At 62.5% G+C, this 23,428-nt stretch carries 18 protein-coding genes and 4 pseudogenes; 8 read left to right on the top strand and 14 right to left on the bottom strand.

Going from position 1 to position 23,428, the window contains the following annotated elements:
* Positions 1-630 precede the first annotated feature (630 nt).
* The 6 genes and pseudogenes from EN859_RS08015 to EN859_RS39110 all read right to left on the bottom strand — a co-directional run.
* Positions 631-1,323 (bottom strand): SMC-Scp complex subunit ScpB, encoded by a 693-nt coding sequence (locus EN859_RS08015; protein WP_091600266.1) that lies wholly within the window; start codon positions 1,321-1,323, stop codon positions 631-633.
* 5 nt (positions 1,324-1,328) lie between these two features.
* Positions 1,329-1,430, bottom strand: coding sequence for a DUF1403 family protein (locus tag EN859_RS40445; RefSeq protein WP_329608780.1), 102 nt, complete (start codon positions 1,428-1,430; stop codon positions 1,329-1,331).
* A 34-nt stretch (positions 1,431-1,464) separates the two neighbouring features.
* On the bottom strand, positions 1,465-2,259 hold the full coding sequence (locus EN859_RS08010) for a DUF1403 family protein (protein WP_329608779.1): 795 nt from the start codon (positions 2,257-2,259) through the stop codon (positions 1,465-1,467).
* Between the two features lie 344 nt (positions 2,260-2,603).
* Positions 2,604-2,951, bottom strand: a pseudogene (locus EN859_RS08005) (IS21 family transposase); the annotation flags it as partial.
* Positions 2,952-3,084: 133 nt separating this feature from the next.
* The gene (locus EN859_RS39115; protein ID WP_236473399.1) at positions 3,085-3,225 is read right to left on the bottom strand and encodes a hypothetical protein; all 141 of its coding nucleotides are present in this window, start codon (positions 3,223-3,225) and stop codon (positions 3,085-3,087) included.
* Between the two features lie 27 nt (positions 3,226-3,252).
* A pseudogene (locus EN859_RS39110) lies at positions 3,253-3,390 on the bottom strand (hypothetical protein); the annotation flags it as partial.
* A gap of 63 nt (positions 3,391-3,453) precedes the next feature.
* On the opposite strand from EN859_RS39110, the pseudogene istA reads away from it, so the two are divergent.
* Together istA and EN859_RS07990 are read left to right on the top strand one after the other, a co-directional pair.
* A pseudogene (gene istA, locus EN859_RS07995) lies at positions 3,454-4,855 on the top strand (IS21 family transposase); the annotation flags it as partial.
* Between the two features lie 16 nt (positions 4,856-4,871).
* Positions 4,872-5,473, top strand: a pseudogene (locus EN859_RS07990) (ATP-binding protein); the annotation flags it as partial.
* Positions 5,474-5,647: 174 nt separating this feature from the next.
* Here EN859_RS07990 and EN859_RS07985 read toward each other — a convergent pair.
* From EN859_RS07985 to EN859_RS07975, 3 genes are all read right to left on the bottom strand, one after another.
* Complete coding sequence (locus tag EN859_RS07985) at positions 5,648-5,884, bottom strand: hypothetical protein (protein WP_091600251.1); 237 nt, start codon at positions 5,882-5,884, stop codon at positions 5,648-5,650.
* Positions 5,885-6,182: 298 nt separating this feature from the next.
* On the bottom strand, positions 6,183-8,102 hold the full coding sequence (locus tag EN859_RS07980; protein WP_091600265.1) for a potassium transporter Kup: 1,920 nt from the start codon (positions 8,100-8,102) through the stop codon (positions 6,183-6,185).
* A 653-nt stretch (positions 8,103-8,755) separates the two neighbouring features.
* Positions 8,756-9,133, bottom strand: coding sequence for a hypothetical protein (locus tag EN859_RS07975; RefSeq protein ID WP_127852661.1), 378 nt, complete (start codon positions 9,131-9,133; stop codon positions 8,756-8,758).
* Between EN859_RS07975 and EN859_RS07970 the strand changes: the two genes are divergently transcribed.
* Complete coding sequence (locus EN859_RS07970; protein WP_127852662.1) at positions 9,108-9,860, top strand: pseudouridine synthase; 753 nt, start codon at positions 9,108-9,110, stop codon at positions 9,858-9,860. The genes EN859_RS07975 and EN859_RS07970 overlap by 26 nt on opposite strands.
* 52 nt (positions 9,861-9,912) lie before the next feature.
* Here the strand turns inward: EN859_RS07970 and EN859_RS07965 are convergent, their stop codons facing one another.
* Both EN859_RS07965 and EN859_RS07960 read right to left on the bottom strand, forming a co-directional pair.
* Positions 9,913-10,494: a histidine phosphatase family protein gene (locus tag EN859_RS07965; RefSeq protein WP_127852663.1), complete on the bottom strand. Its 582-nt coding sequence runs from the start codon at positions 10,492-10,494 to the stop codon at positions 9,913-9,915.
* Between the two features lie 170 nt (positions 10,495-10,664).
* A complete protein-coding gene (locus EN859_RS07960; RefSeq protein ID WP_127852664.1) occupies positions 10,665-12,008 on the bottom strand; it encodes a dicarboxylate/amino acid:cation symporter in 1,344 nt (447 codons plus the stop codon).
* A 228-nt stretch (positions 12,009-12,236) separates the two neighbouring features.
* Here EN859_RS07960 and EN859_RS07955 point away from each other — a divergent pair, with 228 nt between their 5' ends.
* The 3 genes from EN859_RS07955 to EN859_RS07945 all read left to right on the top strand — a co-directional run bounded on the left by EN859_RS07955 (position 12,237) and on the right by EN859_RS07945 (position 15,966).
* Positions 12,237-14,105, top strand: coding sequence for a sensor histidine kinase (locus EN859_RS07955; protein ID WP_127852665.1), 1,869 nt, complete (start codon positions 12,237-12,239; stop codon positions 14,103-14,105).
* Positions 14,102-15,454, top strand: coding sequence for a sigma-54 dependent transcriptional regulator (locus EN859_RS07950; RefSeq protein ID WP_127852666.1), 1,353 nt, complete (start codon positions 14,102-14,104; stop codon positions 15,452-15,454). Before EN859_RS07955 ends, EN859_RS07950 begins: the two co-directional genes overlap by 4 nt.
* 158 nt (positions 15,455-15,612) lie before the next feature.
* Entirely contained in the window at positions 15,613-15,966 is a 354-nt protein-coding gene (locus EN859_RS07945; protein WP_245525505.1) for a hypothetical protein, read from the top strand.
* Positions 15,967-16,034: 68 nt separating this feature from the next.
* Here EN859_RS07945 and ggt read toward each other — a convergent pair whose 3' ends face one another.
* The 3 genes from ggt to EN859_RS07930 form a co-directional block, all read right to left on the bottom strand.
* Positions 16,035-17,774: a gamma-glutamyltransferase gene (ggt, locus tag EN859_RS07940; protein ID WP_127852667.1), complete on the bottom strand. Its 1,740-nt coding sequence runs from the start codon at positions 17,772-17,774 to the stop codon at positions 16,035-16,037.
* 120 nt (positions 17,775-17,894) lie between these two features.
* Positions 17,895-19,187 (bottom strand): L-rhamnose catabolism isomerase, encoded by a 1,293-nt coding sequence (gene rhaI, locus EN859_RS07935; RefSeq protein WP_127852668.1) that lies wholly within the window; start codon positions 19,185-19,187, stop codon positions 17,895-17,897.
* 68 nt (positions 19,188-19,255) lie between these two features.
* On the bottom strand, positions 19,256-21,358 hold the full coding sequence (locus EN859_RS07930; protein WP_127852669.1) for a bifunctional rhamnulose-1-phosphate aldolase/short-chain dehydrogenase: 2,103 nt from the start codon (positions 21,356-21,358) through the stop codon (positions 19,256-19,258).
* 185 nt (positions 21,359-21,543) lie between these two features.
* On the opposite strand from EN859_RS07930, the gene EN859_RS07925 reads away from it, so the two are divergent.
* A complete protein-coding gene (locus EN859_RS07925; RefSeq protein ID WP_127852670.1) occupies positions 21,544-22,353 on the top strand; it encodes a DeoR/GlpR family DNA-binding transcription regulator in 810 nt (269 codons plus the stop codon).
* 55 nt (positions 22,354-22,408) lie between these two features.
* The gene (rhaS, locus tag EN859_RS07920; protein WP_127852671.1) at positions 22,409-23,404 is read left to right on the top strand and encodes a rhamnose ABC transporter substrate-binding protein; all 996 of its coding nucleotides are present in this window, start codon (positions 22,409-22,411) and stop codon (positions 23,402-23,404) included.
* Positions 23,405-23,428 lie beyond the last annotated feature (24 nt).

Here is a 23,428-nt window from a genome sequence, read left to right as displayed (position 1 = left end):
TCGCAATAACCCCCAAAGCACTGAGAGACATGCGCAACCCGCTATTTCGGTCGGCTCAGCAATTAGAAGCGCCGTCTCATGATTTGTCTAGGATTTTTCTTGGGATGATTTGCTTATCCAGGGTCCGTCCGGCGGCTTAAATAGCACTCTCGATGGATACAACTTCACACCAGGCAGCGCGCCTGCGAGTGACCCATCATTCACCGCCACCGGCGTTTTTGGCTCTCCAGAACGGCTCGCGCCGATCAGCGGAGCAAAACCCCATCGATGTGGATGTTCCGTACAATCTTGACCCAGCCGGGGTTCATGCGAACACCGCTGCCGAGATGCGAACGTAGGAAATCCGCCACCTCATCCAAACTGGAGAGGTGGGCTGGATGCACGTTAGATCCAAAGTGATGGCAGGCAAAGTAGCCATCAGAACCGGGCTCGGCCCACGCGGTTACCAAACCGCCAATGACACGTTCAATACGAGCTACAGGCATATTTCCCCCCACCATTTTCTAGGCAACGCCCCACGCCCGACAGCGTCTCCTCACGTCATCTCGCGAACCCCGGTCGTAGATCCTGTTGAGGACGCCGCGAACTGCGGCCACCGGCCAGGCAGCGTATTATTCATCAGTGCCGACGCTAAGCATGCTCTTCCTCGTCGTTGTATAATCCTGGCATGATATCACCTGCGAGTAGCTTCTCCTTCGAGAGCAGTCCAGCGTCCTCGAGGGCTTCGAAATCCGGCAGGTCGCGCAGCGTGTCGAGCCCGAACTCCAGCAGGAATTCTTTTGTCGTCACATAGGTGTAGGGCGCGCCCGGCGTTGGGCTGCGCGGACCGGAAGCGATCAGGCCGGCACCGCGCAGATGACCAATAAAATCGCGACTGATCTCGTTGCCGAAGAAAGACGACAGTTCGGCGCGGGTGATCGGCTGGAAGTAGCCGATGCACATCAGCACCAAAACCTCCGACTGCGTAAGGTCGGCCGTCTTCCCACTTCCACCTACAGCAGCACGGATGGCGTCTGCATAGGCAGGCCGGGTCAAATGTTTCCAGCCGCCGGCGACCGAAACCAGATCGTAAGGGCGGCCGCGCAGCTCCTCGCGGATGTCGTCGATGAGAAGATCAATGCTGCAGCTTTTCCCGACGATGCGGGCGAGCATTTCGCGGTCGACCGGCTCGCTAGCGGCGAAGATCGTTGCTTCGACCCGGTGCATCCATTCACGCCAACGCGCTTCCGGCGGCAGATGATCCAGTTCCCGGTCAAACAGCTGGTCAGCTGATCGACGGTCATCTGGCCGGCTCCCTCCTCGCCTACGTGCACTCTCCGCCATTGTCTTCACAGCCCGTAGATGCGGAAGGTAGCGCGGCCGGACAATTCACGCACGGCACCGAGCTCGACCAGCCGGTCGAACAGGCGGCGCAGGCCGCGATCGCTCATGCCGGCGCTTTGTTCTGAGGCGACGATCGCGTCGTCAGAGAGCAGCTTTTTCCACGACGACGTCCGCCGCCTTGGCCCTGAGTTTCGGCGCAACCGCAAGCAGCCGGTCCGCCCGGCGCTCAAGTTCGGCGAAAAGATCAATGGCGCGCAGCGCAGCGCGCGCCTGCGCGGCCAGCAGGCTTTTGGCCCAATCGGCTTCCGTTTCGGCGCCGGCAGCCAGAGCGGCAGTCACTGGTCGACGCGCCCGGCACGTACCCACAACTAAGGTCGCTTTGGCGCCCAACAAAGGGATTGCATGTGTCCAGCCTAGCCGCTGCGCGAGCAAGACATCGGCAAGCCAGGCTCCGAGAACGCGCCGGAGGCCGTAACGCTCCGCGGCCGCGAAGGCCCCGACCAGCGTTTCGACCGTGCCGGTGTTGGCGGCAAGCTGTCGCAGATCGTCCGTCAGATCGCTGACCGCCTCATCGTTGAGCGTGAGACCTAGATCTTCCAGCACCGCCGCGACATTTTTCTCCGTTAGCAGATCGTCCGCTGGCCGAGATGCCAGCCGCCGCCAAGCAAGAAAGAAAAGGCCGGCGGGACCGACATTGCCGCCCGGTCTTGTGAGCAATACGGCATCGCGCAAGGCCGCTTCGTCCTCGACGCGCCCTGCCTGCCGTGCCGTGACCGCAGCCGCCGAAAGCGCCAGGCGCTGCCGCCAGGCGCCGGCCCACCGCTCCTGCCGGCGGACCACCGCATCGAGCGCGCCGATGGCGGCGCCGGCCGTGACTGCAATGTCCTCGATGCCTTGTCCCGCAACCGTTTGGGTGTCGAGGGCGGCCCCGCGCAACCCAGGTCGGCACCGTTGCCATCGGTGCGATCGAAGAGGCGCCGCCAAGCACGCCACGGCGAGACAGAGAGGGGTTGGGTCGCAGAATCATCGCAAGCACGATGAGTCATGACGGCGCTTTTAGCAATCTATTTGCGCAGAAAGCGCTGTGCTTGTCGGCATCATAAAACGAATGATAATGTTGCCTTATCAGTCGTTTAACTCTTCACGAGTTCGTCCCTGCTAACAAGTAAGTCTCGACAGGGCACCTTTTTGCGCAGCCGGACGAAATTCCGTTCGGTCATGTCACGAAACGCTCGGCCCGCTCCTCTGCCGGCCGATGGTCAACGAAATCCCCTCCCCTAGCTGCGGTTGATCTCGGGGTCGTAGAAGCTGGCGCTGCTGACGCCCGACTTCAGATTGTCGGGAACGATCAGCCGGGGAACGCCTCCGAAGAAACGAAACATCCGGACATGCGAGCCGATCCAGTCCGGGAGCGTTTGCGTCCAAGTTGCCTCCGCAAAGGTGAAGCTGGATGCGCCGAGCACTGCCACGAAGATCTCTGCCTCGCGGATCTCACCGGTCTTGCGATCAACAATCGGGATCTTCTTGCCGGAATAGTCGACGAAGACCTTGTCGCCGGCCGCATGCTCCTGGCGCATCATCGGCGAAAGCCGCTGCTCGAAACTGCGAAAGAGTTCGCAGAAGCGGCTAATATGTTCGGCATAACACTTCACCTGTTATGTTGCGGCCAAATTTATGTTGCGTCTCCGGGGGATGAGCCAAGGATGTCAGTGATTTCCTTGGCCCAAGCCGCCACATAAGAAGAACGGCGATGGTAGTTCGCTACAGGGCTTTCAGGAATGCCATTAATGACGGCAGAGATCGCTGCCGTGGGGGCTCTTTCAAGCCGCTGACTTCAACCTTGGCCAACGCCTTTGCCTTCATTTCCAGATCAACCTCGGCGTAGATGTGCGTGGTGTCCAACGACACATGGCCGAGCCAGGCGCGGATCGTGTCGATATCGACGCCGGCACGCAGGAGGTGGACGGCTGTCGTGTGACGAATCGTATGGGGCTGACGCGCTTCGTGGCCACGGCCTGACGCGCTTCGTGGCCACGGTCGGCACGGTTTTTCTCGCCATGGCGGCATATTGCGTCACGACGCGGTGTATTCCGAACCGTGTCAAAGGTTCCTTCATCCGCCCCAGAAAGACTGCATCGCTCCTATCCCGATCGGTCACGAGGCGAGCCAGCGATATCGCACGACGACGCGACACTTGAGCGGCTGCTGTTTGGCCGTGCCGGTCGTCCGCCGCAAGACCTAAGCGAACCGAACTTTGCGCTGATCGCCAGGGAGTTGAAGCGCAAGGGGGTGACGCTGACGCTGTTGTGGCAGGAGTATCGCGCCGCCAACCCCGACGGCTACGGCTACACCTGGTTCTGCGAGCACTTCGCCGCTTTCGAGCGCCGGACGAGCGCGACATTCCGCAACCGGCATGCGGCGGGCGCGGTGATGCAGACGGACTATGCCGGGCAGACGGTGCCGGTGATCGATCCGGCGACCGGCATCATTTACCCGGCGCACATTTTTGTCGCGGTGCTGGGCGCCTCCAATCTGACCTTCGCCTTTGCCAGCTCCAGCCAGAAGCTGCCGGACTGGATCGAGGGCCAGGTGCGAGCGCTCGCCTTCTTCGGCGGCGTCACCAGAGCGATCGTGTGCGACAACCTGAAGGCCGGTGTCGTCAAGACGCTGTGGTTCGAGCCGACGCTGAACGCGACCTTTGCCGCGATGGCCGAGCATTACGACACCACCATCCTGCCGACCCGCAGCCGCAAGCCGCGCGACAAGGGCAAGGTCGAAGGCGCGGTGCTGATTGTCGAGCGCTGGATTCTGGCGCGGCTGAGGAACCGATCCTTCTTCTCGATCGCCGAGCTCAACGCGGCGATCGCCGAACTGCTCGAGGAGCTGAACAACCGGCCGATGCGCCATGTCGGCCAAAGCCGCCGCGAACTGTTCGGGGAGATCGAGCGGCTGCCTTGAAGCCGCTGCCGGCGGCACCGTTCGAATACGCCGAGTGGAAGTCGGCGAAGGTCCATCCTGACTACCATGTCGAGGTCGACAAGACCTTTTACTCGGTGCCGCACCGGCTGATCGGGCGCACCGTCGAGGTGCGGCTCACGCATCGAGTGGTCGAGATCTTCCACGATCACCAGCGTGTCGCCAGCCATGTCCGTCGCTCACAGCGTTCCGGCCATGTCACCGTCAACGAACACATGCCCAAGGCGCACCAGCGCTACGCCAACACCACGCCGGCCAGCCTGATCAGCAGGGCGGCCAGGATCGGCCCCAACGCCGCCATCCTGGTCGAGCGCATGATGCGCGACCGGCCGCATCCGGAACAGGGATATCGCTCGGCCATGGGCATCCTGTCGCTGGCGCCGCGCTATGGGCCGGAGCGTCTCGATGCCGCCTGCGAGCGGGCGCTGCTGATCAACGCGATCGCCTACTCCTCCGTCACCGCCATCCTCAAAGCCGGCCTCGACCGGGCCAGCTCCGCAGAACCGGCAAAGCCGACACCCCAGACGCCAACATCCGCGGCTCCACCTATTACCGTGAAGGAAAAAGAAAGAATGCTGACGAACCCTACCCTCGACCAGATGCAGGCCCTCGGTCTGGCCGGCATGGCTGCCGCCTGGCGCGAACTGGCCGAACGCAACAACGCCAACGAACTCAGCCGTGACGAGTGGCTCGGCCTGATGCTCGACCGCGAGGTCGCCATGCGGGCCGACAAGCGCGTCCGGAACCGGCTCGCCTCAGCCAGGCTGCGCTTTCCCGAAGCCTGCATCGAGGACATCGACTTTGCCGCGCCGCGCGGACTCGACCGGCGCAGCACCATGGCGCTCGCCCAGGGCAAATGGCTGAAAACTCGTGAGAACCTGATCGTCACCGGCCAGACCGGAACCGGCAAGTCGTGGCTGGCCTGCGCCTTCGGACGGCAAGCGGCACGGCTCGATCATTCCGTGCTCTATGTGCGCGTGCCGCGCCTGTTCGAGGATTTGGCGCTCGCTCGTCTCGATGGCCGCTTCCCACGCCTCATCGACAAACTCACCCGCGCGCAACTGCTCATCCTCATGACTTCGGAACTCACAGCCTCACCGACCAACAGCGCTTCCATCTGTTCGAAATCGTCGAGGAACGCTATCGCCGCAAATCCACCCTGATCACCGCCCAGCTCCAGGGCGACGCGGGCCTTCCGTAACGAGACGAGCAGCCGCTCCAGTAGGACTTCATCCAATTCGGATGCTAGGCCCGAAACGCCGGTCGTGCTCAACGATCCGGTCCTGTATCGACACTACGGTTTCATAACGAGCTACAAGGCTCGTGAGGACTTCCTGATGATCGGAGGTCATACGCTGCCCGTTCTGGGCAAGGAGCGGGCATCAAGCTTAAGGCGTTCATAAAGAACGGCCTCATCGAACTCGCCGTCCGAGAACAGTGCCATTACGCTCACGCTCAGGCGCTCCGCCTGCATGCTACTAACGGAGATACCTGCCTCGGCGCAGACACGATCAAAGACCTGCTTCAACAAAGCCAGGTCGCTGGGATAGGCAATGCCACTCATTGAGCTGGTGTTACTGACCATAGCTGTTCCTCCCATTAGGGCGGAAGGGTGGCCGTCGCTCAACGGCGATGCCACATGTAAATCGCCGATGGAAGCAGGCTACTCCGATTCATGCGGAGAGTCTGGGAAAGGGCTGCTAGAGTTCTGCTCACCGAAGTCGCGCCTCCCGAGACAGAACCCAAGCAGCGATCCTTGGTCAATTCCAAGATATCAAGAGTTGGAAACGTACCAAACAGAGGATGGGGATGTTTGGTATTCAGTGAGGCGCTTTCTATGGACACGCTCAAGTGGCTTCTCAGCTGCTGAACTGCGGCATGCACTAAATCGCCACCTGTGTTCCGATCTCGACGACGCGTCCGGTCGGGATCTGGAAATATTCCGTTGCGTCGGCCGCCGTGCGCGCCAGCCCGATGAACAGCTTGTCCTGCCAGACCGGCATGCCGGAATTGGGCGAGGCCTTGAGCGAGCGCCGCGACAGGAAGAAAGAGGTCGTCATGATGTCGAACTTCCAGCCCTGCTTGCGGCAGATCGCCAGCGCGCGCGGGATATTGGGCTGCTCCATATAGCCGAAGGTCAGCGTCACCCGCATGAACAGCTCGTTGATCGTTTCCATCTTGACCCGGTCACTGTCGGGCACGACGGGTTGTTGCGCCGTCACCACCGAGAGGATGACATTCTGTTCGTGCAGCACCTTGTAGTGCTTCAGGCTGTGCATCAACGCGGTCGGCGCGCTGGCGGGATCGCTGGTCAGGAACACGGCCGTACCGGACATCAGCTGCGGTTTCCTCTTCAACAGATTGCCTGCAAGGGAATCGAGCGGAATCTCGTTCCTGCGCGTCTTGTCGAATAGATACCTGGTGCCTCTTATCCAAGTCCACATGGTCATCACGATCACTGCGGCAATGGCAAGCGAGGCCCAGCCGCCTTCGAATACCTTGACGATGTTGGCTGCAAAGAAGCCGGTATCGATGAAGACGAACACCGCCATTAAGGCTATCGCGACGCCGAGCGGCCATTTCCAGATGCGCGTCATGACGACATAAAGCAGTATGTTCGTCACCAGCATGTTGCCTGTCACCGAAATGCCGTAGGCCGAGGCAAGCTTGCTGGATTCGCCAAAGCCGACCACCAGCAGCATCACCACGAGCGCCAGTAGCATGTTGACGCGCGGCATATAGATCTGGCCGGATTGTCTTTCCGACGTATGCAGGATTTCCAGGCGCGGCAGCATGTTGAGCTGCACTGCTTGCCTGGTCAGCGAGAAAGCGCCGGAGATCACCGCCTGGCTGGCGATCACGGTCGCCGCCGTCGCCAGCACCACCATCGGGATAAGCATCCGGCCTTCGTTCATCTCGAAGAAGGGATGACCGACGACACCGCCATTCGCCAGCACGAAGGCGCCTTGCCCGACATAGTTGAGCAACAGGCAAGGAAACACGATGGCCAGCCAGGCAAGCACGATCGGCTTGCGCCCGAAATGGCCGAGGTCGGCATAGAGCGCCTCAGCGCCGGTGACGGCGAGAAAAACCGCACCAACCGTGACGAAGGCGACTTCGGGCGAGTTGATCAGGAATGACACGATATAATGCGGGCTGATTGCCAGCAGGATTTCCGGGTCGTCCATGATGTGGTTGAGGCCGGAAAGGCCGATGGCCAGGAACCACAGCGCGGTAACGGGCCCGAACACCAATCCTACGCCGCCGGTGCCAAACCGCTGTACCGCAAACACGACCGCCAGAATGGCCAGTGTCAGCGGCACCACATAGGGCTGGAAGGTCGGCGTGACGACATTCATACCTTCGACCGCCGACAGCACCGAGATCGCCGGCGTAATGACTGCGTCGCCGAAAAAAAGCGCCGCGCCGACAATGCCGATGCCGAGGATCACCGCCGAGCGCGTCGGGAAACTGTTGCGCGCCAGCGCCATCAGCGACAGCACCCCGCCCTCGCCGCGATTGTCGGCACGGAGCACGAACATGATGTATTTGATGGTGACGGTGATCGTCAGCGACCAGATGATCAGCGAGAGTACGCCGAGGATGTCGCCACGGTTGGCGACGTTGCCACCGGCCGATGCGTGCAACGCCTCTCGGAATGCATAGATCGGGCTGGTGCCGATATCGCCGTAAACCACGCCCAACGCGCCCAGCATCAGCACCTTGGTGCTGTGCTGCTCGACCTCAGAATGGCTCGATTGTTCGACAGGTTCTGCCTCGTTACCAGCATTGGTAAGGGCCATGGACGACACTCCCATAAGCGGGCGGTGCTCTACGCTTGCTGCACTGCAATATCAAGTGCCGTCACGTAATGTCTGCGTCTCGGTATTGCCTATCGCTCGTCGGCTTCGCAGACTCGTCAGCCCCGAAGCGGCTTGGGAATTTTTGCGAGACTACGCTGAAGCTCCGGGAGCAACGATGCCCCGAGCCAGTATCGGATTAGGTCGATGCTCGGGCGCGCGAGCTCAGATGCCGAGAGCTTAAATTAACGCTGTAGCCGTGTAACAGACTGTGTAACAAATGCCGCGAAAAGTTCAATATTTTCAAGGACGTAAGCGTCAAGTCGAAAGACGCTCTCGCCGCCATCTTCAAGTGGTAAGGGCGATCAGATCTCGGGGAAATTGGAGGCAGCAGCGGACCTGCGACTTGCTCAACGCTCCGCTTCTGAGATAAGGTTGGGATGCGATGGCATTGAGCGAATAGAGCGATTTCCGGGAACCGAACCAATCCACAGAAATATTTTGTTGGTATTTTTGTTGGCTATCCCTGCTCTTGTGTGGGCGTCAACTATTTGGAAACAAAGCCAGATTTCCTTCGCTTCGAATCCGCCTCTGGGCACCACTTTTTACAATAACTTCAGCAACTGCGGTCCCAAGCCTCTGCGCGACAGGGCGCATCAGGCAAATTGCTCTGGTGACCAAAAGAATAGTTCGATGCGGTCGCCAAGCAGCTTGCGAAGGTGACTTGCGGCGATTTCGCCGAAGGCCCCGAAGGTGCCGATGCCCGCTGCCTCCACGGGTGTCGCGATGCCGAAGAAGATGACACGTCGCCGCCGCGCAATTGAGCCGACTGGCAAGACCTGTTTTGAGCTGCGCAACGAAACGCCAGCGTGGAAGGAACACGGCTGGCAGGCAGTAACTCGACGGACGTCAGAGACTGCAGCGCCATGATGCGTCGGCCCGTTGCGAACTGACCACGGCGCATGGCATGTGTCGCTGCCGAGCTTCCCCGAATGCCGACGCAAGACCATGACGCTACGACCGCCATCGAACATCGCCCGACAATCCTCCTCAGCCGGGGTCAGCCTTTGTCGTGCGCTGTCGAAACTTGGCCTGTGTTCACGCAAGCAGGCCGAGCTGCTGGTCGCCGAAGGGCGCGTGCGGGTCGGTGGCAAGGTTATCCGCAATGGCTCGGTGCGCGTCGATCCCGGCCGCGACCGGATCACGGTCGACGACCGGCGCGTCGTTGCCGAGCGCAAGGTCTACCTGATGATCAACAAGCCGCGCGGGCTGGTCACCACCCGCGACGACCCGCAGGATCGCGGCACCGTCTATGACTGTCTAACGGGGCTCGACCTGCCTTTCGTGTCGCCGGTCGGCCGCCTCGACAAGGCCAGCGAAGGCCTGCTTTTGATGACCAACGACACGCGCTGGGCGAATGGCCTGCTCGATCCTTCCTCGCACGTCGCCAAGACCTATCACGTGCAGATCGGCGCGCTGCGCGACGAGGCGATGCTGGCGCGGTTTCGCGCCGGCGTGACGGTCGACGGCGAGTTGCTGACGGCTCGGTCGATCGAGATCCTGCGCAGCGGCACCCGCACCGCCTGGCTCGAAATCGTGCTCGACGAGGGTCGCAACCGCCATATCCGTCGCCTGTTTGGCGCCTATGATGTCGAGGTGCTGCGGCTTGTGCGGGTTGCGATCGGCTCCTTGCAGCTCGGCGATCTCGCCAAGGGCAAGGCACGGCACCTGACGGCCGACGAACTGGCACTGTTTGCTTGAGCGGAACCTGACGTGCACCACCTGGAGAGCGGCCCGGACAATCTGGCTCCAGCTATCTCTGGTTCCACCCGCGGATAACCGGTTCGGCCAGGTCATGCTCGTAGCCGATTATGCTCAGGCTTGCGGTGTCCAGGACAAGCAACGCGCCGTCTTCGGGCGCAAGGCCGAGCCAGCGCGCCGCCAGCACCCTGAGGAAATGCGCGCTTGAAAACAGCAGCACGCTACCGCCGTTGCCGCGGAGCTGCCCAATGATCGCATCGGCCCGCGCGCCGACATCGGCTGCCGTCTCGCCACCGGGACAGCCGTCGCGAAACAGCCGCCAGCCAGGGCGCTCGGCGAGGATCTGCTTCGTGGTCAGCCCCTCATAGGCGCCGTAGTCCCACTCCGCCAGGTCGGCCTTCCTCGTGCCGGTCGCACCGAAGCCGGCCAGCAGGCAGGTGTTCAAGGCGCGCTGCGACGGGCTCGACCAGACAGCCGAAAATGACAGGCCGTTGAGGCGGTGCGCCATTGCGCGTGCGGCAGCTTCACCCGCAGCCGTTAGCGGTATGTCGGTGCGGCCGGTGTGTTTTCCCGACGCGCTCCATTCCGTTTCGCCATGGCGAACCAGGTAGATCTCGGGAAACAAGCTGCCCATTCGCAAGCCTTTCGATTTGTAGAGCTGCCGAGGAAGACCGGCTTGACGCCAGCCGAGCGTACGCGGCGATTGGCAAGAAGAACAGGCCGCAGCCGGTTTCCCGGCTGCGGCCTGCGTAGTGTTGCTGCCTGAGAGTCTTGTTGCCTGAAGGAGTCTTGGAGCCTGAGCGATCAGGCGGGCTGAAGTCCCGGCAGCGACAGGTCGGCCTCCTCCGGCAAGGCGCCGGCCATCGCGGCCGCGAACTTGGTCTGGTCGAGCTCCTTTTCCCAACGTGCGACAACCACGGTCGCAACCGCATTGCCGATGAAGTTGGTCAGCGCGCGGCACTCCGACATGAAGCGGTCGACGCCGAGGATCAGCGCCATGCCGGCAACCGGCACCGAGGGCACGACTGACAGCGTTGCCGCCAGCGTGATGAAGCCGGCGCCGGTGATGCCGGCGGCACCCTTGGAGCTCAGCATGGCAACGGCGAGCAGCAGTAGCTGGTCGCCGTAGGTGAGCGGCGTGTCGGTCGCCTGCGCGATGAACAATGCGGCAAGCGTCATGTAGATGTTGGTGCCGTCGAGGTTGAAGGAATAACCGGTCGGGATGACCAGCCCGACCACCGAGCGGTTGCAGCCGGCGCGTTCCATCTTGGCCATCAGGCCAGGCAGTGCCGCTTCCGAGGACGAGGTGCCGAGAACCAGCAGCAGCTCTTCCTTGATGTAGCGGATCAGCGCCAGGATCGAGAAGCCGTTGTAGCGGGCAACGGCGCCGAGCACCACCAGCACGAACAGCAGCGCGGTCAGGTAGAACGTGCCGATCAGCATGGCGAGATTGGCGATCGAGCCGATGCCGTATTTGCCGATGGTGAAGGCCATCGCGCCGAAGGCGCCGATGGGCGCGGCCTTCATCAGGATTGCGACGAGGCGGAAGATCGGCGTGGTCAGTGCCTGCAGGAAATCGACGACCGGGCGGCCGCGATCGCCGACGAGTGCAAGAGCGACGCCGAACAGCACCGAAAAGAACAGCACCTGCAGGATATCGCCCTGGGCGAAGGCGCCGGTGATGGTGTCGGGGATGATGTTCATCAGGAAGCCGACGATGGTTGTGTCATGCGCCTTCTCGGCAAAGGCCGTCACCTTCGTGGTGTCGAGCGTAGCCGGATTGATGTGCATGCCGGCGCCCGGCTGGATGATGTTGGAGACGACGAGACCGACGACAAGCGCCAGCGTCGAGAACACCAGGAAATAGATCATCGCCTTGCCGGCGACGCGGCCGACCTTCTGCAGGTCGGAAACACCGGCGATGCCGGTCGCCACCGTCAGGAAGATCACCGGCGCGATCACCATCTTCACCAGCTTGATGAAGGCGTCGCCGAACGGCTTCATCGCCGCGCCGGTTTCGGGATAGAAATGACCGAGCAGGACGCCGGCGGCGATCGCCACCAGGACCTGTACATAAAGATGCCGATAGAAGGGTACCTTGCCGCGCGTTTCGGCGGCAGCGAATGCTGTCTGCATGACGTCCTCCATTAAGCCCCGATCGAAAGCTCGACCTCCCGGAGCAACTGCGTTGACCTCCAGCAGCCTCGCGACTGCTGGACTCCCATGTGCAACGGCCGTGCCAGATCACCCCGAATGGCTATTCGGCATTGATTTTATTGATTATTCTTGATGGCAGACGGTCGTTTCTTCGACGGGAAGTGCGATTATTCGCATGAGTCGAATTGTGCTTTGTGCGAAATCATGCACAGATGAGCGATGCTGCAACGCCCTGCCGCTGCCTTGTCGTGGACGCCGGAGCAACTCGGCAGGCGGGCGCGCCGTGCCTGGCTGCTGTTCGCGGCCATCGCGCTTCTGGTCGTAGCGGCGGCGCTCTATGGCGCCGGCCTCTATGGCCGCACCACCGAAGTCGGAGCGCTGGCGGCGCAGGGACGCACCGATGCCAATCTGAAAGTGGCGCTGCTGCGCGCCGTGCTTGAAAACCCGCGCGCCCTGCCCCTGCTGCTGTCGCAGGACCAGCAGGTGCATGACGCCCTGGTGCAACGCAGTGCAGCGGCAATCGATGTGCTGAACCGCAAGCTCGAGGGGCTGGTCTCCGGCACCAAGGCTTCGGTGCTCTATGTCACCGGCACCAGCGGCCTGGCGATCGCCTCCAGCAACTGGCGCGAGCCAAGCAGCTTTGTCGGCAACGACTACGGGTTCCGTGCTTATTTCTCAGGCGCCATGCAGGCCGGAACCGCCGAATATTTCGCGCTCGGCAACGTCAGCAAGCGTCCTGGCCTTTACATCTCGCGGCGCGTCGGCAGCGCCGCCGTGCCGCTCGGTGTCGTCGTCGTCAAGATGGAGTTCGACCAGCTCGAGGCCGATTGGCACGAGGCGAACCGCCCGGCCTATGTCAGCGACGAACATGGCGTCGTCCTGATCACCAGCGTGCCGTCGTGGCGCTTCATGACGACGGCGCCGCTGGCCGGACCGGAACAAACCGCGATCCGCGACAGCCAGCAGTTCGGCGACGCGCCGCTGATGCCGTTGCCGATCGCGCGCCCACAGGCGTTGAGCCCAGATGTGACGATCGTCCATGCCGTGACGCCTGGCGGCAGCGATGCGGAGTATCTCAGGCTTTCCACAGCGGTGCCGTCGACGCCATGGCGGCTCGACTATCTGGTTCCCGCCGAAGCGCCGATCGCCGCTGCGGTCCGTGAAATGCGGCTGCTGGCGCTGGGCGCCGTCATCCCGCTGCTCGGCCTTGCCGCGTATCTGTTATGGCGCCGGCAGTCCGCACAGATGCGCATCGCCGCCGAACAGGCGGCGCGCACCGAGCTTGAACGCCGCGTCGTCGAACGGACCGAGGACCTGAGCCGCGCCCGCGACCGGCTGCAGGCCGAGATCGCCGGTCATCGCAGCACGGAAGCCAAGCTGCAGGTGGTGCAGCAGGACCTAGTCCAGGCCAATCGCCTTGCCATCCTTGGCCAGGTCGCCGCCGGCGTCGCGCACGAGATCAACCAGCCGGTCGCCACCATACGTGCCTATGCCGACAATGCCCGCGTCTTCCTCGACAGGAAGCAGACCTCGCCGGTCGAGGAAAACCTCGGCGCCATCGCCGCGCTGACGGAGCGCATCGGCACCATCACCGAGGAACTGAAGGCCTTTGCCCGCAAGGGCCGCACCGCGGCCGAACCGGTCGAGTTGCGCGGCGTCATCGAAGGTGCCGTGGTTCTGCTCAGAAGTCGCTTTGCCGGCCGGCTCGACGCGCTGGCCATCACGCTGCCGCCGCCAGACCTCAAGGTCATGGGAAACCGGGTCCGGCTCGAACAGGTGCTGATCAACCTATTCCAGAACGCGCTCGAGGCGCTGGACGGGCGCGACGACGCCAGGGTGCAGGTTTCGGCAGAAGAGACGGCCGACGGCGTCACGGTCAACGTCTCTGACAACGGGCCGGGCATTCCGCCAGGGATTCTCAAGTCGCTGTTCACGCCGTTCAACACCTCCAAGGAAAAAGGCCTCGGCCTTGGCCTCGTCATCTCGAAGGACATCGTCGCCGATTATGGCGGACGCATCGAGGTTTCGAGCGACGACAGCGGCACACGTTTCACCATCCACCTTTCAAAACCGGCCAAGGCAGCATGACGAGCGACGAAGCAGCTCCCGTCATCCTGATCGATGACGACAGCGATCTCTTGAAAGCCACCGCGCAGACGCTGGAGCTTGCCGGCTTTGCGGTATCGGGCTTTTCAGTGGCGTCCGATGCACTAGCCGCTCTCGATGTGAGGTTTGCCGGCGTGGTTGTGTCCGATATCCGCATGCCTGAGATCGACGGCCTGCAGCTTTTCGATCGCATTCTGCGGCTGGATGCCGACATTCCCGTCATCCTCGTCACCGGGCATGGCGACATCGCGATGGCGGTCAAGGCGATGAAGGACGGCGTCTACGACTTCATCACCAAGCCCTTCGCTGCCGACCGGCTGGTGCAAAGTGTCCGGAGGGCAGCGGAAAAGCGCCGTCTAGTGATGGAGAACCGGGCCTTGCGCGAGGCAACCGAGCAGGCGCAGGAGGGCCTGCCGCTGATCGGCCAGACACCGGCGATGGAAAGGCTGCGCCGGACGCTGCGGCAGATCGCCGACACCGATGTCGACGTGCTGGTGACCGGCGAGACCGGATCCGGCAAGGAGGTGGTGGCCAGCCTGCTGCATCGTTGGAGCCGCCGCGCCAAGGGCAATTTCGTCGCGCTGAACTGCGGTACGCTGCCGGAGACGGTGATCGAGAGCGAATTGTTCGGCCACGAGGCGGGCGCCTTCACCGGCGCGCAGAAGAAGCGGATCGGCCGCATCGAGCATGCCAGCGGCGGCACGCTGTTCCTCGACGAGATCGAAAGCATGCCGCCGTCGACCCAGGTACAGATGCTGCGGGTGCTGGAAATGCGCGAGGTCACGCCGCTCGGCACCAACGAGTTGCGGCCCGTGGACCTGCGCGTCGTCGCAGCCGCCAAGGTCGACCTCGGCGACCCGCGCCAGCGCGGCGCCTTCCGCGAGGATCTCTATTACCGCCTCAACGTGGTGACGATTTCCATCCCGCCGCTGCGCGAGCGCCGCGACGACGCCGCCCTGCTGTTCTTCTATTTCGCCGAGCGCGCCGCGGCCCGCTTCCACCGTCCGGTGCCGGCCGTGCCGGCCGCCGTCCATCGCCATCTGCAGGACCATGACTGGCCGGGCAATGTGCGCGAACTGGCGCACTTCGCCGAGCGCTTCGTTTTAGGCCTTGAAGAAGGAACACAGGCGCCGGACCCTGTCCCGACGGCGGATGCAGCCATGCCGCTGCCCGAGCGCCTGGAGCGTTACGAGGCCGACATCATCCGCGAGACGCTCGGCCGCAATGACGGCGACGTCAGGCGCACGATCGAGGCGCTGGGGATTCCGCGCAAGACGTTTTATGACAAGCTGCAGCGCCACGGCATCGTGCGCAGCGATTTTTCCAGATAGTGGAACCGGGAGCATGCCGCGACTTGAAGCCAGGCCAAAAAAACAGTGGCGAGTCAGCATCAGAAGGTGTTGAAGACCGCATCGAGCGCCTTCAAGGAGGCGCGATGTGGTTGCGCTCGGCAAGTCTTGATGATTTGTTGCCGGTTAGCGGAGAATGAATGATGCGAGAACCCGTCGGTCAAGATGAATATGGGGAATATGGGTCGACCAGCCCCTTCGATCCGGACGACCTGTCGAGGTTGAACCAGATCGGTCCGGGCGTGGCGAGCAACGATTTCGAGAAATACGCGGTGGCCGTGATCATCGTGTTCGGCGCCCTCATCATCGGTGGGCTGATGGCCGCCTCGATGGCTTTCGGGCACCGCAATGGCTTCCTTTACGCACTCGGCGGCGCCACGGCGGCCTGGATATCGGGAAACGCGCTTTTGCTCGACCGGCCCCGCATCTACGCGCTGTTCGTCGGCATTGCGGCCGTGCTGCTGATTGCGTCCACCATAACGCTGGTCATCTGACTGGGTCTGCCGATATTCAGGTGATGCCGGGCTGACCTGACTCTCACCAGACCCGGGGCGTACGAAATCTAATATCCAAGCGCCTCGCCGGAAGCGGCACGGCTGTCGATGGCGCCGTTGTAGCGGGCGCCGCCGCCCTTCTGGATTTCCGCCAGGCTCTTGCCGCCAACCAGGATACCGGCCGCCTGGCCCCAGGTCGCATCGCCGAGATCGAGGTGGTAGCCCATGCCGGCAAGCAGTTTTTCGGTATCCGGCGACAGGCCATAGGGCTCGATATAGACCTTGTCGGGCAGCCATTGGTGATGGATGCGCGGCGCATCGATCGCCTCCTGGATGTTCATGCCGTGATCGACGACGTTGACGATCGCTTCCAGCGTGATGGTGATGATGCGCGAGCCGCCGGGGCTGCCGATGATCATGAACGGCTTGCCGTCCCTGGCGACGATGGTCGGGCTCATCGACGACAGCGGCGTCTTTCTCGGCTCGATGGCGTTGGCCTCGCCCTGGACCAGGCCGTAGAGATTGGGCACGCCGGGCTTCTGGGTGAAATCGTCCATCTCGTTGTTGAGCAGGATGCCGGTGCCGTCGGCAACGACGCCTGCGCCGAACGAGCCGTTCAGCGTGTAGGTCACCGCAACCGCGTTGCCGTCATTGTCGATGATCGAATAATGCGTCGTCTCCTTGCTCTCGCCAAAGCCCTTTGGCATCAGGTCTTGAGATACGCCGGCCTGGAACGGATCGATCTTTTCGCGGATATCCCTGGCATAGGCCTTGTCGAGCAGCTTTGAGACCGGGTTGTCGACGAAGTCGGGATCGCCGAGCGCCGAATTCCTGTCGACATAGGCATGGCGCATCGCCTCGACCATGATGTGGACCGTCTCGGCCGAGCCGGCGCCGAGATAGGACAGCGGGTAGCCTTCCAGCACGTTGAGGATTTCGCAGATGATGACACCGCCGGAACTTGGCGGTGGCGAGGACGTGATCTCATAGCCGCGATAGCTGCAGGTCACCGGCTTGAGCTCGCGGACCACGTATCGTTCGAAATCCGCCTTGGCCAGAATGCCGCCCTTCTCGCCGCTCGCCTTGACGATGGCATCGGCGATGGCTCCCTTGTAGAAGGCGTCCGGGCCTTGTTCTGAAATGGTATTGAGCGAGGCCGCAAGGTCGGCCTGGATGATCCGATCGCCGACGGTGTAAGGTTTGCCGTCCGGCTTGAGGAAGATGGCGGCCGCCGCCGGGTCCTTCGCCAAGCGCTCGGCGCCGCCCTGGAGTGAGGCTGCATCGCCGGACCCTAGCACAAACCCGTCTCTGGCGTAGCGGATGGCCGGCGCCATCAACTGCTGCCGCGTCAGCGTGCCGTATTTCTCCCGCGCGGTCTCGAAGCCGGCCACCGAGCCCGGCACGCCGACCGCGAGATAGCCATCGAGGCTGGCGCCCTTCACCGGCTTGCCGTCCTTGTCGAGATACATGGTCTTGGTCGAGGCAAGCGGTGCGCGCTCGCGGAAATCGAGGAAGGTCGAGCGGCCATCCTTGAAACGGATGGTCATGAAGCCGCCACCGCCGATATTGCCGGCGGTCGGATAGACGACAGCCAGCGCGTAGCCGACGGCGACCGCGGCATCGACGGCATTGCCGCCTCTCTTCAGGACATCGACACCGACTTCCGAGGCCAGGCGCTGGGCGGTCACCACCATGCCGTGCTCGCCCTTCGCCGGCTGCGGCGAGGCGGCGAAGATAGTCGTCAGCGGCGTAAAGGCGAAGGTAAGCGAGAGGCTGAGGGCGATCAGTGTCCGGCGGGTGAGGTGCATGGCCATTCTCCGAGGGCGTTGGTGCGCCTAGAAGAGCCTGCGGAGGTGATCGAGTCCACTACCAATGAGACGACCGGCACCGGTGGCACTCAAATGGCGCCAAGCCGGGTGAACAAGATATCAAACAATCCCGCCGCCACCGCTGGCGACCGCTGGCCGCTCTGCCGCGACTTTCGCCCGGTAGCCGGCGGCCCGGTAGGCGGCGACCGGATCGATGGCGCCCCCCGTGTTCAGCCGCGCCATGGCGAGGATCGGCTCGACATCGGTGCGGTAGGCGATCTTCAGCGTCTGCGTCGCCATCAGGGCATCATTGGCGTCCTGGAATTCTGCCAGTGCCTTACGATCGACCAGCAGCGCCTGCGCATGGGCGCGCTGTACCTCGACCGCCGACAGCATCAGGCTTTCGATCGGGTCGGTGACATTGTGGCTCTGGTCGAGCATGTGGGCCGGATCAAAACCTTCGGCGCCGGAAAGCTCGGCATCGACCAGTTCATTGAAAACCAGGAACAGCCGGTAGGGATCGATCGAGCCGGCGTCGAGGTCGTCGTCGCCATATTTCGAATCGTTGAAGTGGAAGCCCCCGAGCTTCTTGAACTGGATAAGCCGCGACACGATCATCTCGATGTTGACGTTGGGCGCATGATGGCCAAGGTCGACTAGGCAGAAGGCCTTGTCGCCCAATTCCTTGGCGATGATGTAGTTGGTGCCCCAATCCTGCACGACAGTCGAATAGAAAGCCGGTTCGTACATCTTGTGCTCGGTGAACAGTTTCCAGTCGTCCGGCAGCCCGGAGTAGATCTCCTTCATGGCGTCGAGATAGCGCTCGAATGCCTTGGCGAAATTGACCTGGCCGGGGAAATTCGAGCCGTCGCCGATCCACACCGTCAATGCCTTGGAGCCCAGCGTCTTGCCGATCTCTATGCATTCGAGATTGTGCTCGACCGCCTGCCGGCGCGTGCCGGCATCGGCATGGGACAGCGAGCCGAATTTATAGGAAAGCTTCTGGTCTTTCGCATCGGAGAAGGTGTTGGAGTTCATGGCGTCGAAGCCGAGGCCGAAGCGGGATGCGGCCTGTTTCAGCCGGTTCGGGTCGGCCTTGTCCCACGGAATGTGCAGTGAGACTGTCGGCGTCGCCTGCGTCAATTGCCGGATGACAGCGCAGTCCTCGATCTTGTCGAAAATGTCGCGTGGCTCGCCGGGTCCGGGAAAGCGGGCGAAGCGGGTGCCGCCGGTGCCGACGCCCCAGGACGGGATGGCAACGGCGAATTCTTCGACCTTGTCGCGAATGGCGTCGATGGCGATGCCGCGACGGTCGAGGCGCTCGCCCAGCGATTGATAGTCGCGCTCGAGGTCGGCCTTGCGCGCCGCGTTGTGGCGGTCGACGAGGTCGGCGGAGATGATGGTTTCGGACATAGTTCCTCCCAATATGGTCGGCCGGCGCTGCCCCTCATCCGCCTGCGGCGCAGGCGCCCCCTGATCGACTAGCGCGTAAAACTCTGGGCGTTGCCCGCGTCGACATTAATGATGTTGCCGGTCGACTTGGCAGACATATCTGAGGCGAAGAAATAGATCGCCTCGGCGATGTCTTCGGGGAACACCGAACGCTTCAGCATCGAGCGCGAGCGGTAATGCTCCTCCAGGTCGTCGGTCGACATCTTGTAGGCGGCGGCACGCTGTTCCTTCCACTCGCCTGTCCAAATCTTCGAGCCCCGCAGCACTGCATCCGGATTGACGACGTTGACCCGGATCTGCGCTTCCGCGCCCTCCAGCGCCAGGCAGCGCGCCAGGTGGATCTCGGCGGCCTTGGCCGTGCAGTAGGCGGCGGCATTGGGTGATGCGGCGAGACCGTTCTTGGAGGCGACGAAGACAACATTGCCACCGATTTTTTGCGCGCGGAACAACCGGAATGCTTCCCTGGAAACGAGGAAGTAGCCGGTCGACAGGATGTCCATGTTCTTGTTCCACAGCGCCAGCGTGGTCTCCTCGATCGGCGCCGAGGACGCCAGGCCGGCATTCGACACCAGAATGTCGATGCCGCCGAACTCGACTGCCGTCTCGGCAAAACCTGAGATCACCTGGTCCTCGGCGGTGACGTTGATGACCACCGGCCGGACGAAGTCCTTGCCGTAGGCCTTGGCCAGTTCGTCATTGGCGCTGGCAAGGGCGGTCTCGTCGATGTCGGCCAGCACAACGCAAGCGCCTTCGCGCAGCAGCCGGTTGGCGGTCGCGCGGCCGATGCCGCCGGCGCCGCCGGTGACCAGTGCGATCTGGCCGGCCAAGGCTTTCGGCTTCGGCAAGCGCTGCAGCTTTGCTTCCTCGAGCAGCCAGTATTCGATGTCGAAGGCTTCCTGCTCGGGCAGGCCGACATAGGTCGAGACCGTCGAGGCGCCGCGCATGACATTGATGGCGTTGACGTAGAATTCGCCTGAAATACGCGCCGTCGCCTTGTCGCTGGCGAAGGTGAACATGCCGACGCCCGGCATCAGATAGACCACGGCATTGGGATCGCGCATAGGTGGCGAATCGGCGTGCTTGCAGCGGTCGTAATAGGCCTGATAGCCGGCACGATAGGCGGCCACGTCGTCTGTGAGACGCGTGATGACGGCATCAACATCGGGATTCTTCGGGTCGAATTCGATCACCAGCGGCCGGATCTTGGTGCGCAGGAAATGGTCCGGACAGGACGTGCCGAGGGCCGCCAACGGACGCAAATCCCTGGAATTGACGAATTCGAGCACAGCAGGCGAATCGTCGAAATGGCCAAGCTTGTGGCTTTTCTCCGAGATCAGGCCGCGGATCCTCGGCATCAGTTTTGCCGCCACGGCGCGCCGGGCGGCTGCGTCGAGCGACTTGACCACTTCGCCACTGAAGATCGGCTTGCCTTTGGACTTGCGCTCGAACCAGTCGATCGCCTGGTTGATCACCGAGATCGTCGTCTCGTAGCTTTCTTTCGGCGTGTCGCCCCAGGTGAACAGGCCGTGGCTTGCCAGCACGACACCCTTGGCCTCAGGGTTTTCAAAGCAGAATTTTTCCAGCCACAGGCCGAGCTCGAAGCCCGGACGCTTCCATGGCAGCCAGCCGATCGCGTCGCCGAAGATCTCTTTCGTCAGCGCCTTCGAATCCTTGGCGGCGGCAATGGCGATGATAGCGTCGGGATGCATATGATCGACATGAGGCTTCGGCACGAAGGCGTGCAGCGGCGTGTCGATCGAGGCGGCGCGCGGATTGAGGTTGAAGGTGCAATGGGACAGATAGCCCACCATCTCGTCCTCATGCTCGGGGCCGCGATAGAGACCTTTCAGCGCGCGCAGCTTGTCCATGTAAAGGGTGGCGAAGCCGTCGAGCTTGATCGAGGCGCTGTCGCCGCCCGAACCCTTCACCCACAGCACTTCGACGCTCTCGCCCGTCAGCGGATCCTTCCGCCGGATCTTGGACGAGGTGTTGCCGCCGCCATAGTTGGTGACGCGCTTGTCGGAGCCGAGAACGTTCGAGCGATAGACCAGAAGTTCCGGCTCGCTCATCGCTTGGGCCTTGGCATCATCCCAAAGGTTGGCGAGGCGCGTGCTGGAGCGCTTGTCGAGCATAGGTATCCTCCCTTGAGACACGCAAACGGCGCGGTCCCTTTGGTCTGAATTTCTACGCAAGCGGCGGCGTTGTCAATCACAAACGATCAATATCAATCATATTGCATTGCACAATGAAATTATCTGATTGGAAATGATTGACACTGCGCGTTTTGGGTGCCTAGATGCTCGGGCAGGGAGGAACCATGCACGAGAAAGAGCGCCACAGGATCATTCTGTCGGCCGTCCAGGAAAAACCTGTGGTGACGGTGCAGGAGATGGTCGACCTGACGGATTCGTCCGAGGCGACGATCCGGCGCGACATCGCGGCATTGCATGTGCAAAAGCGCCTGCGCCGCGTGCGTGGCGGCGCCGAGGCAATCTCCCCGCCGCAGTTCATCGGCCTTGCCGGCCGGCCTTTCTCCGTCAACGAAGCGCTCAACGCCGCGCAGAAGCGGGCGATCGCACGGGAAGCGGTGGAACTGTGCAAGGATGGCGAGCCGATCATCATCAACGGCGGCACCACCACCTTCCAGATGGTGCATTTCCTGACCGGCCGTCGCATGCCGATCTTCACCAATTCCTTCCCGATCGCCGAGCACCTGCTCAAACACTCCAAGAACACGGTGATGCTGTCGGGCGGCACCATCTACCGCGAGCAGAACATCATCCTGTCGCCCTTCGATAATGACGTGACGCGCAATTTCTATGCGCGCCGCATGTTCATGGGCGCGCAAGGGCTTGGTCCGCTTGGCCTGATGGAAGGCGATCCGCTGCTGATCCAGGCCGAGCAGAAGCTGATCGACCAGGCCGACGAGCTGGTGGTGCTGGTCGATTCGTCGAAGTTCCGCAAACGCTCCAGCCTGATCCTGTGCGGCCTGTCGCGCATCGCGACGGTCGTCACCGACGACGGCATCGAGGACCGCGAGGCCAAGATGCTCGAGACCGCGGGCGTGGCGCTGGTTGTCGCCCGCAAACCGGCAAGCAACAGGGAAGAATCTTCGCTGCAGGCCTGAGACGAACTCACGCGCGCAGCGGCGATGGAATGCAACGCTCAAGGGAGGATATTCGATGAGCATTTTGAGGAAACTGATGGTGATGGCGGCGCTTTCGGCCGCCATGTTCGTGAACGCTGCCTATGCCGATAACGTCAAGATCGCTTTGGTGGTGAAGTCGCTTGGCAACGGCTTCTTCGATGCCGCCAACAAGGGCGCCGAAGAGGCGGCCAAGGAACTCGGCGATGTCGACATCATCTATACCGGCCCGACCAAGGCGACCGCCGAAGCGCAGATCGAAGTGGTCAATTCGCTGATCGCCCAGAAGGTCGATGCCATCGCCATTTCGGCCAATGACGCCGATGCCCTGGTGCCGGCGCTGAAGAAGGCGATGGACCGCGGCATCACCGTGATCTCGTGGGATTCGGGCGTGGCGCCCGAGGGCCGCCAACTGCACCTCAACCCATCCGACACCGGCCTGATCGGCGAGACCATCATCAAGCTTGCCGCCGACTACCTGCCGGAAGGCGGCGAAGTCGCCATCCTGTCGGCTTCGTCCACCGCGACCAACCAGAACGCCTGGATCGACGCTGCCAAGAAGGTGCTGCCGGAGAAATTCCCGAAGATCAAGCTCGTGGCCACCGTCTATGGCGATGACGACTCGGCCAAGAGCACGGACGAGGCCAAGGGCCTGCTGAAGTCCTATCCGAACCTCAAGGCGATCATCGCACCGACCACGGTCGGCGTCGTTGCCGCAGCCCAGGTGGTGACCGACGAAGGCCTGATCGGCAAGGTAAACGTCACCGGGCTGGCGCTGCCGTCCGAGTTCAAGAAGTTCATCGACAACGGCGCCAGCCAGGCGGTCGCGCTGTGGAACCCCATCGACCTCGGCTATTCGGCCGTCTACCTCGCCCATGATCTGGCGGTGAAGAAGGAAGAAGCTAAACCTGGCGCGACGCTGTCGATCGGCCGCGTCGGCAAGGTTACGCTCGACGATACCAACTCGGCTGCGATGGCTCCGCCCTTCCAGTTCGACAAGACGAACATCGAAAAGTTCTCCAAGATCTATTGATCCTGGAGCCCCTCGAGCTGGCGC

Source organism: Mesorhizobium sp. M00.F.Ca.ET.216.01.1.1 (assembly GCF_004010325.2).
Taxonomy (GTDB): Bacteria; Pseudomonadota; Alphaproteobacteria; order Rhizobiales; family Rhizobiaceae; genus Mesorhizobium.
This window is presented reverse-complemented; position numbering and strand designations above follow the sequence as displayed.

Excerpts from the sequence above, each read along its gene's own strand:
- ggt (WP_127852667.1), bottom strand. The coding sequence starts at position 17,774 with ATGCACCTCACCCGCCGGACACTGATCGCCCTCAGCCTCTCGCTTACC.
- rhaI (WP_127852668.1), bottom strand. The coding sequence starts at position 19,187 with ATGTCCGAAACCATCATCTCCGCCGACCTCGTCGACCGCCACAACGCG.
- EN859_RS07945 (WP_245525505.1), top strand. The coding sequence starts at position 15,613 with ATGATGCGAGAACCCGTCGGTCAAGATGAATATGGGGAATATGGGTCG.
- EN859_RS07965 (WP_127852663.1), bottom strand. The coding sequence starts at position 10,494 with ATGGGCAGCTTGTTTCCCGAGATCTACCTGGTTCGCCATGGCGAAACG.
- rhaS (WP_127852671.1), top strand. The coding sequence starts at position 22,409 with ATGAGCATTTTGAGGAAACTGATGGTGATGGCGGCGCTTTCGGCCGCC.
- EN859_RS08015 (WP_091600266.1), bottom strand. The coding sequence starts at position 1,323 with ATGGCGGAGAGTGCACGTAGGCGAGGAGGGAGCCGGCCAGATGACCGT.
- EN859_RS07925 (WP_127852670.1), top strand. The coding sequence starts at position 21,544 with ATGCACGAGAAAGAGCGCCACAGGATCATTCTGTCGGCCGTCCAGGAA.
- EN859_RS07975 (WP_127852661.1), bottom strand. The coding sequence starts at position 9,133 with ATGTTCGATGGCGGTCGTAGCGTCATGGTCTTGCGTCGGCATTCGGGG.
- EN859_RS07930 (WP_127852669.1), bottom strand. The coding sequence starts at position 21,358 with ATGCTCGACAAGCGCTCCAGCACGCGCCTCGCCAACCTTTGGGATGAT.
- EN859_RS07960 (WP_127852664.1), bottom strand. The coding sequence starts at position 12,008 with ATGGAGGACGTCATGCAGACAGCATTCGCTGCCGCCGAAACGCGCGGC.
- EN859_RS40445 (WP_329608780.1), bottom strand. The coding sequence starts at position 1,430 with ATGAGCGATCGCGGCCTGCGCCGCCTGTTCGACCGGCTGGTCGAGCTC.
- EN859_RS07985 (WP_091600251.1), bottom strand. The coding sequence starts at position 5,884 with ATGGTCAGTAACACCAGCTCAATGAGTGGCATTGCCTATCCCAGCGAC.
- EN859_RS07955 (WP_127852665.1), top strand. The coding sequence starts at position 12,237 with ATGCTGCAACGCCCTGCCGCTGCCTTGTCGTGGACGCCGGAGCAACTC.
- EN859_RS07980 (WP_091600265.1), bottom strand. The coding sequence starts at position 8,102 with ATGGCCCTTACCAATGCTGGTAACGAGGCAGAACCTGTCGAACAATCG.
- EN859_RS07970 (WP_127852662.1), top strand. The coding sequence starts at position 9,108 with ATGACGCTACGACCGCCATCGAACATCGCCCGACAATCCTCCTCAGCC.
- EN859_RS07950 (WP_127852666.1), top strand. The coding sequence starts at position 14,102 with ATGACGAGCGACGAAGCAGCTCCCGTCATCCTGATCGATGACGACAGC.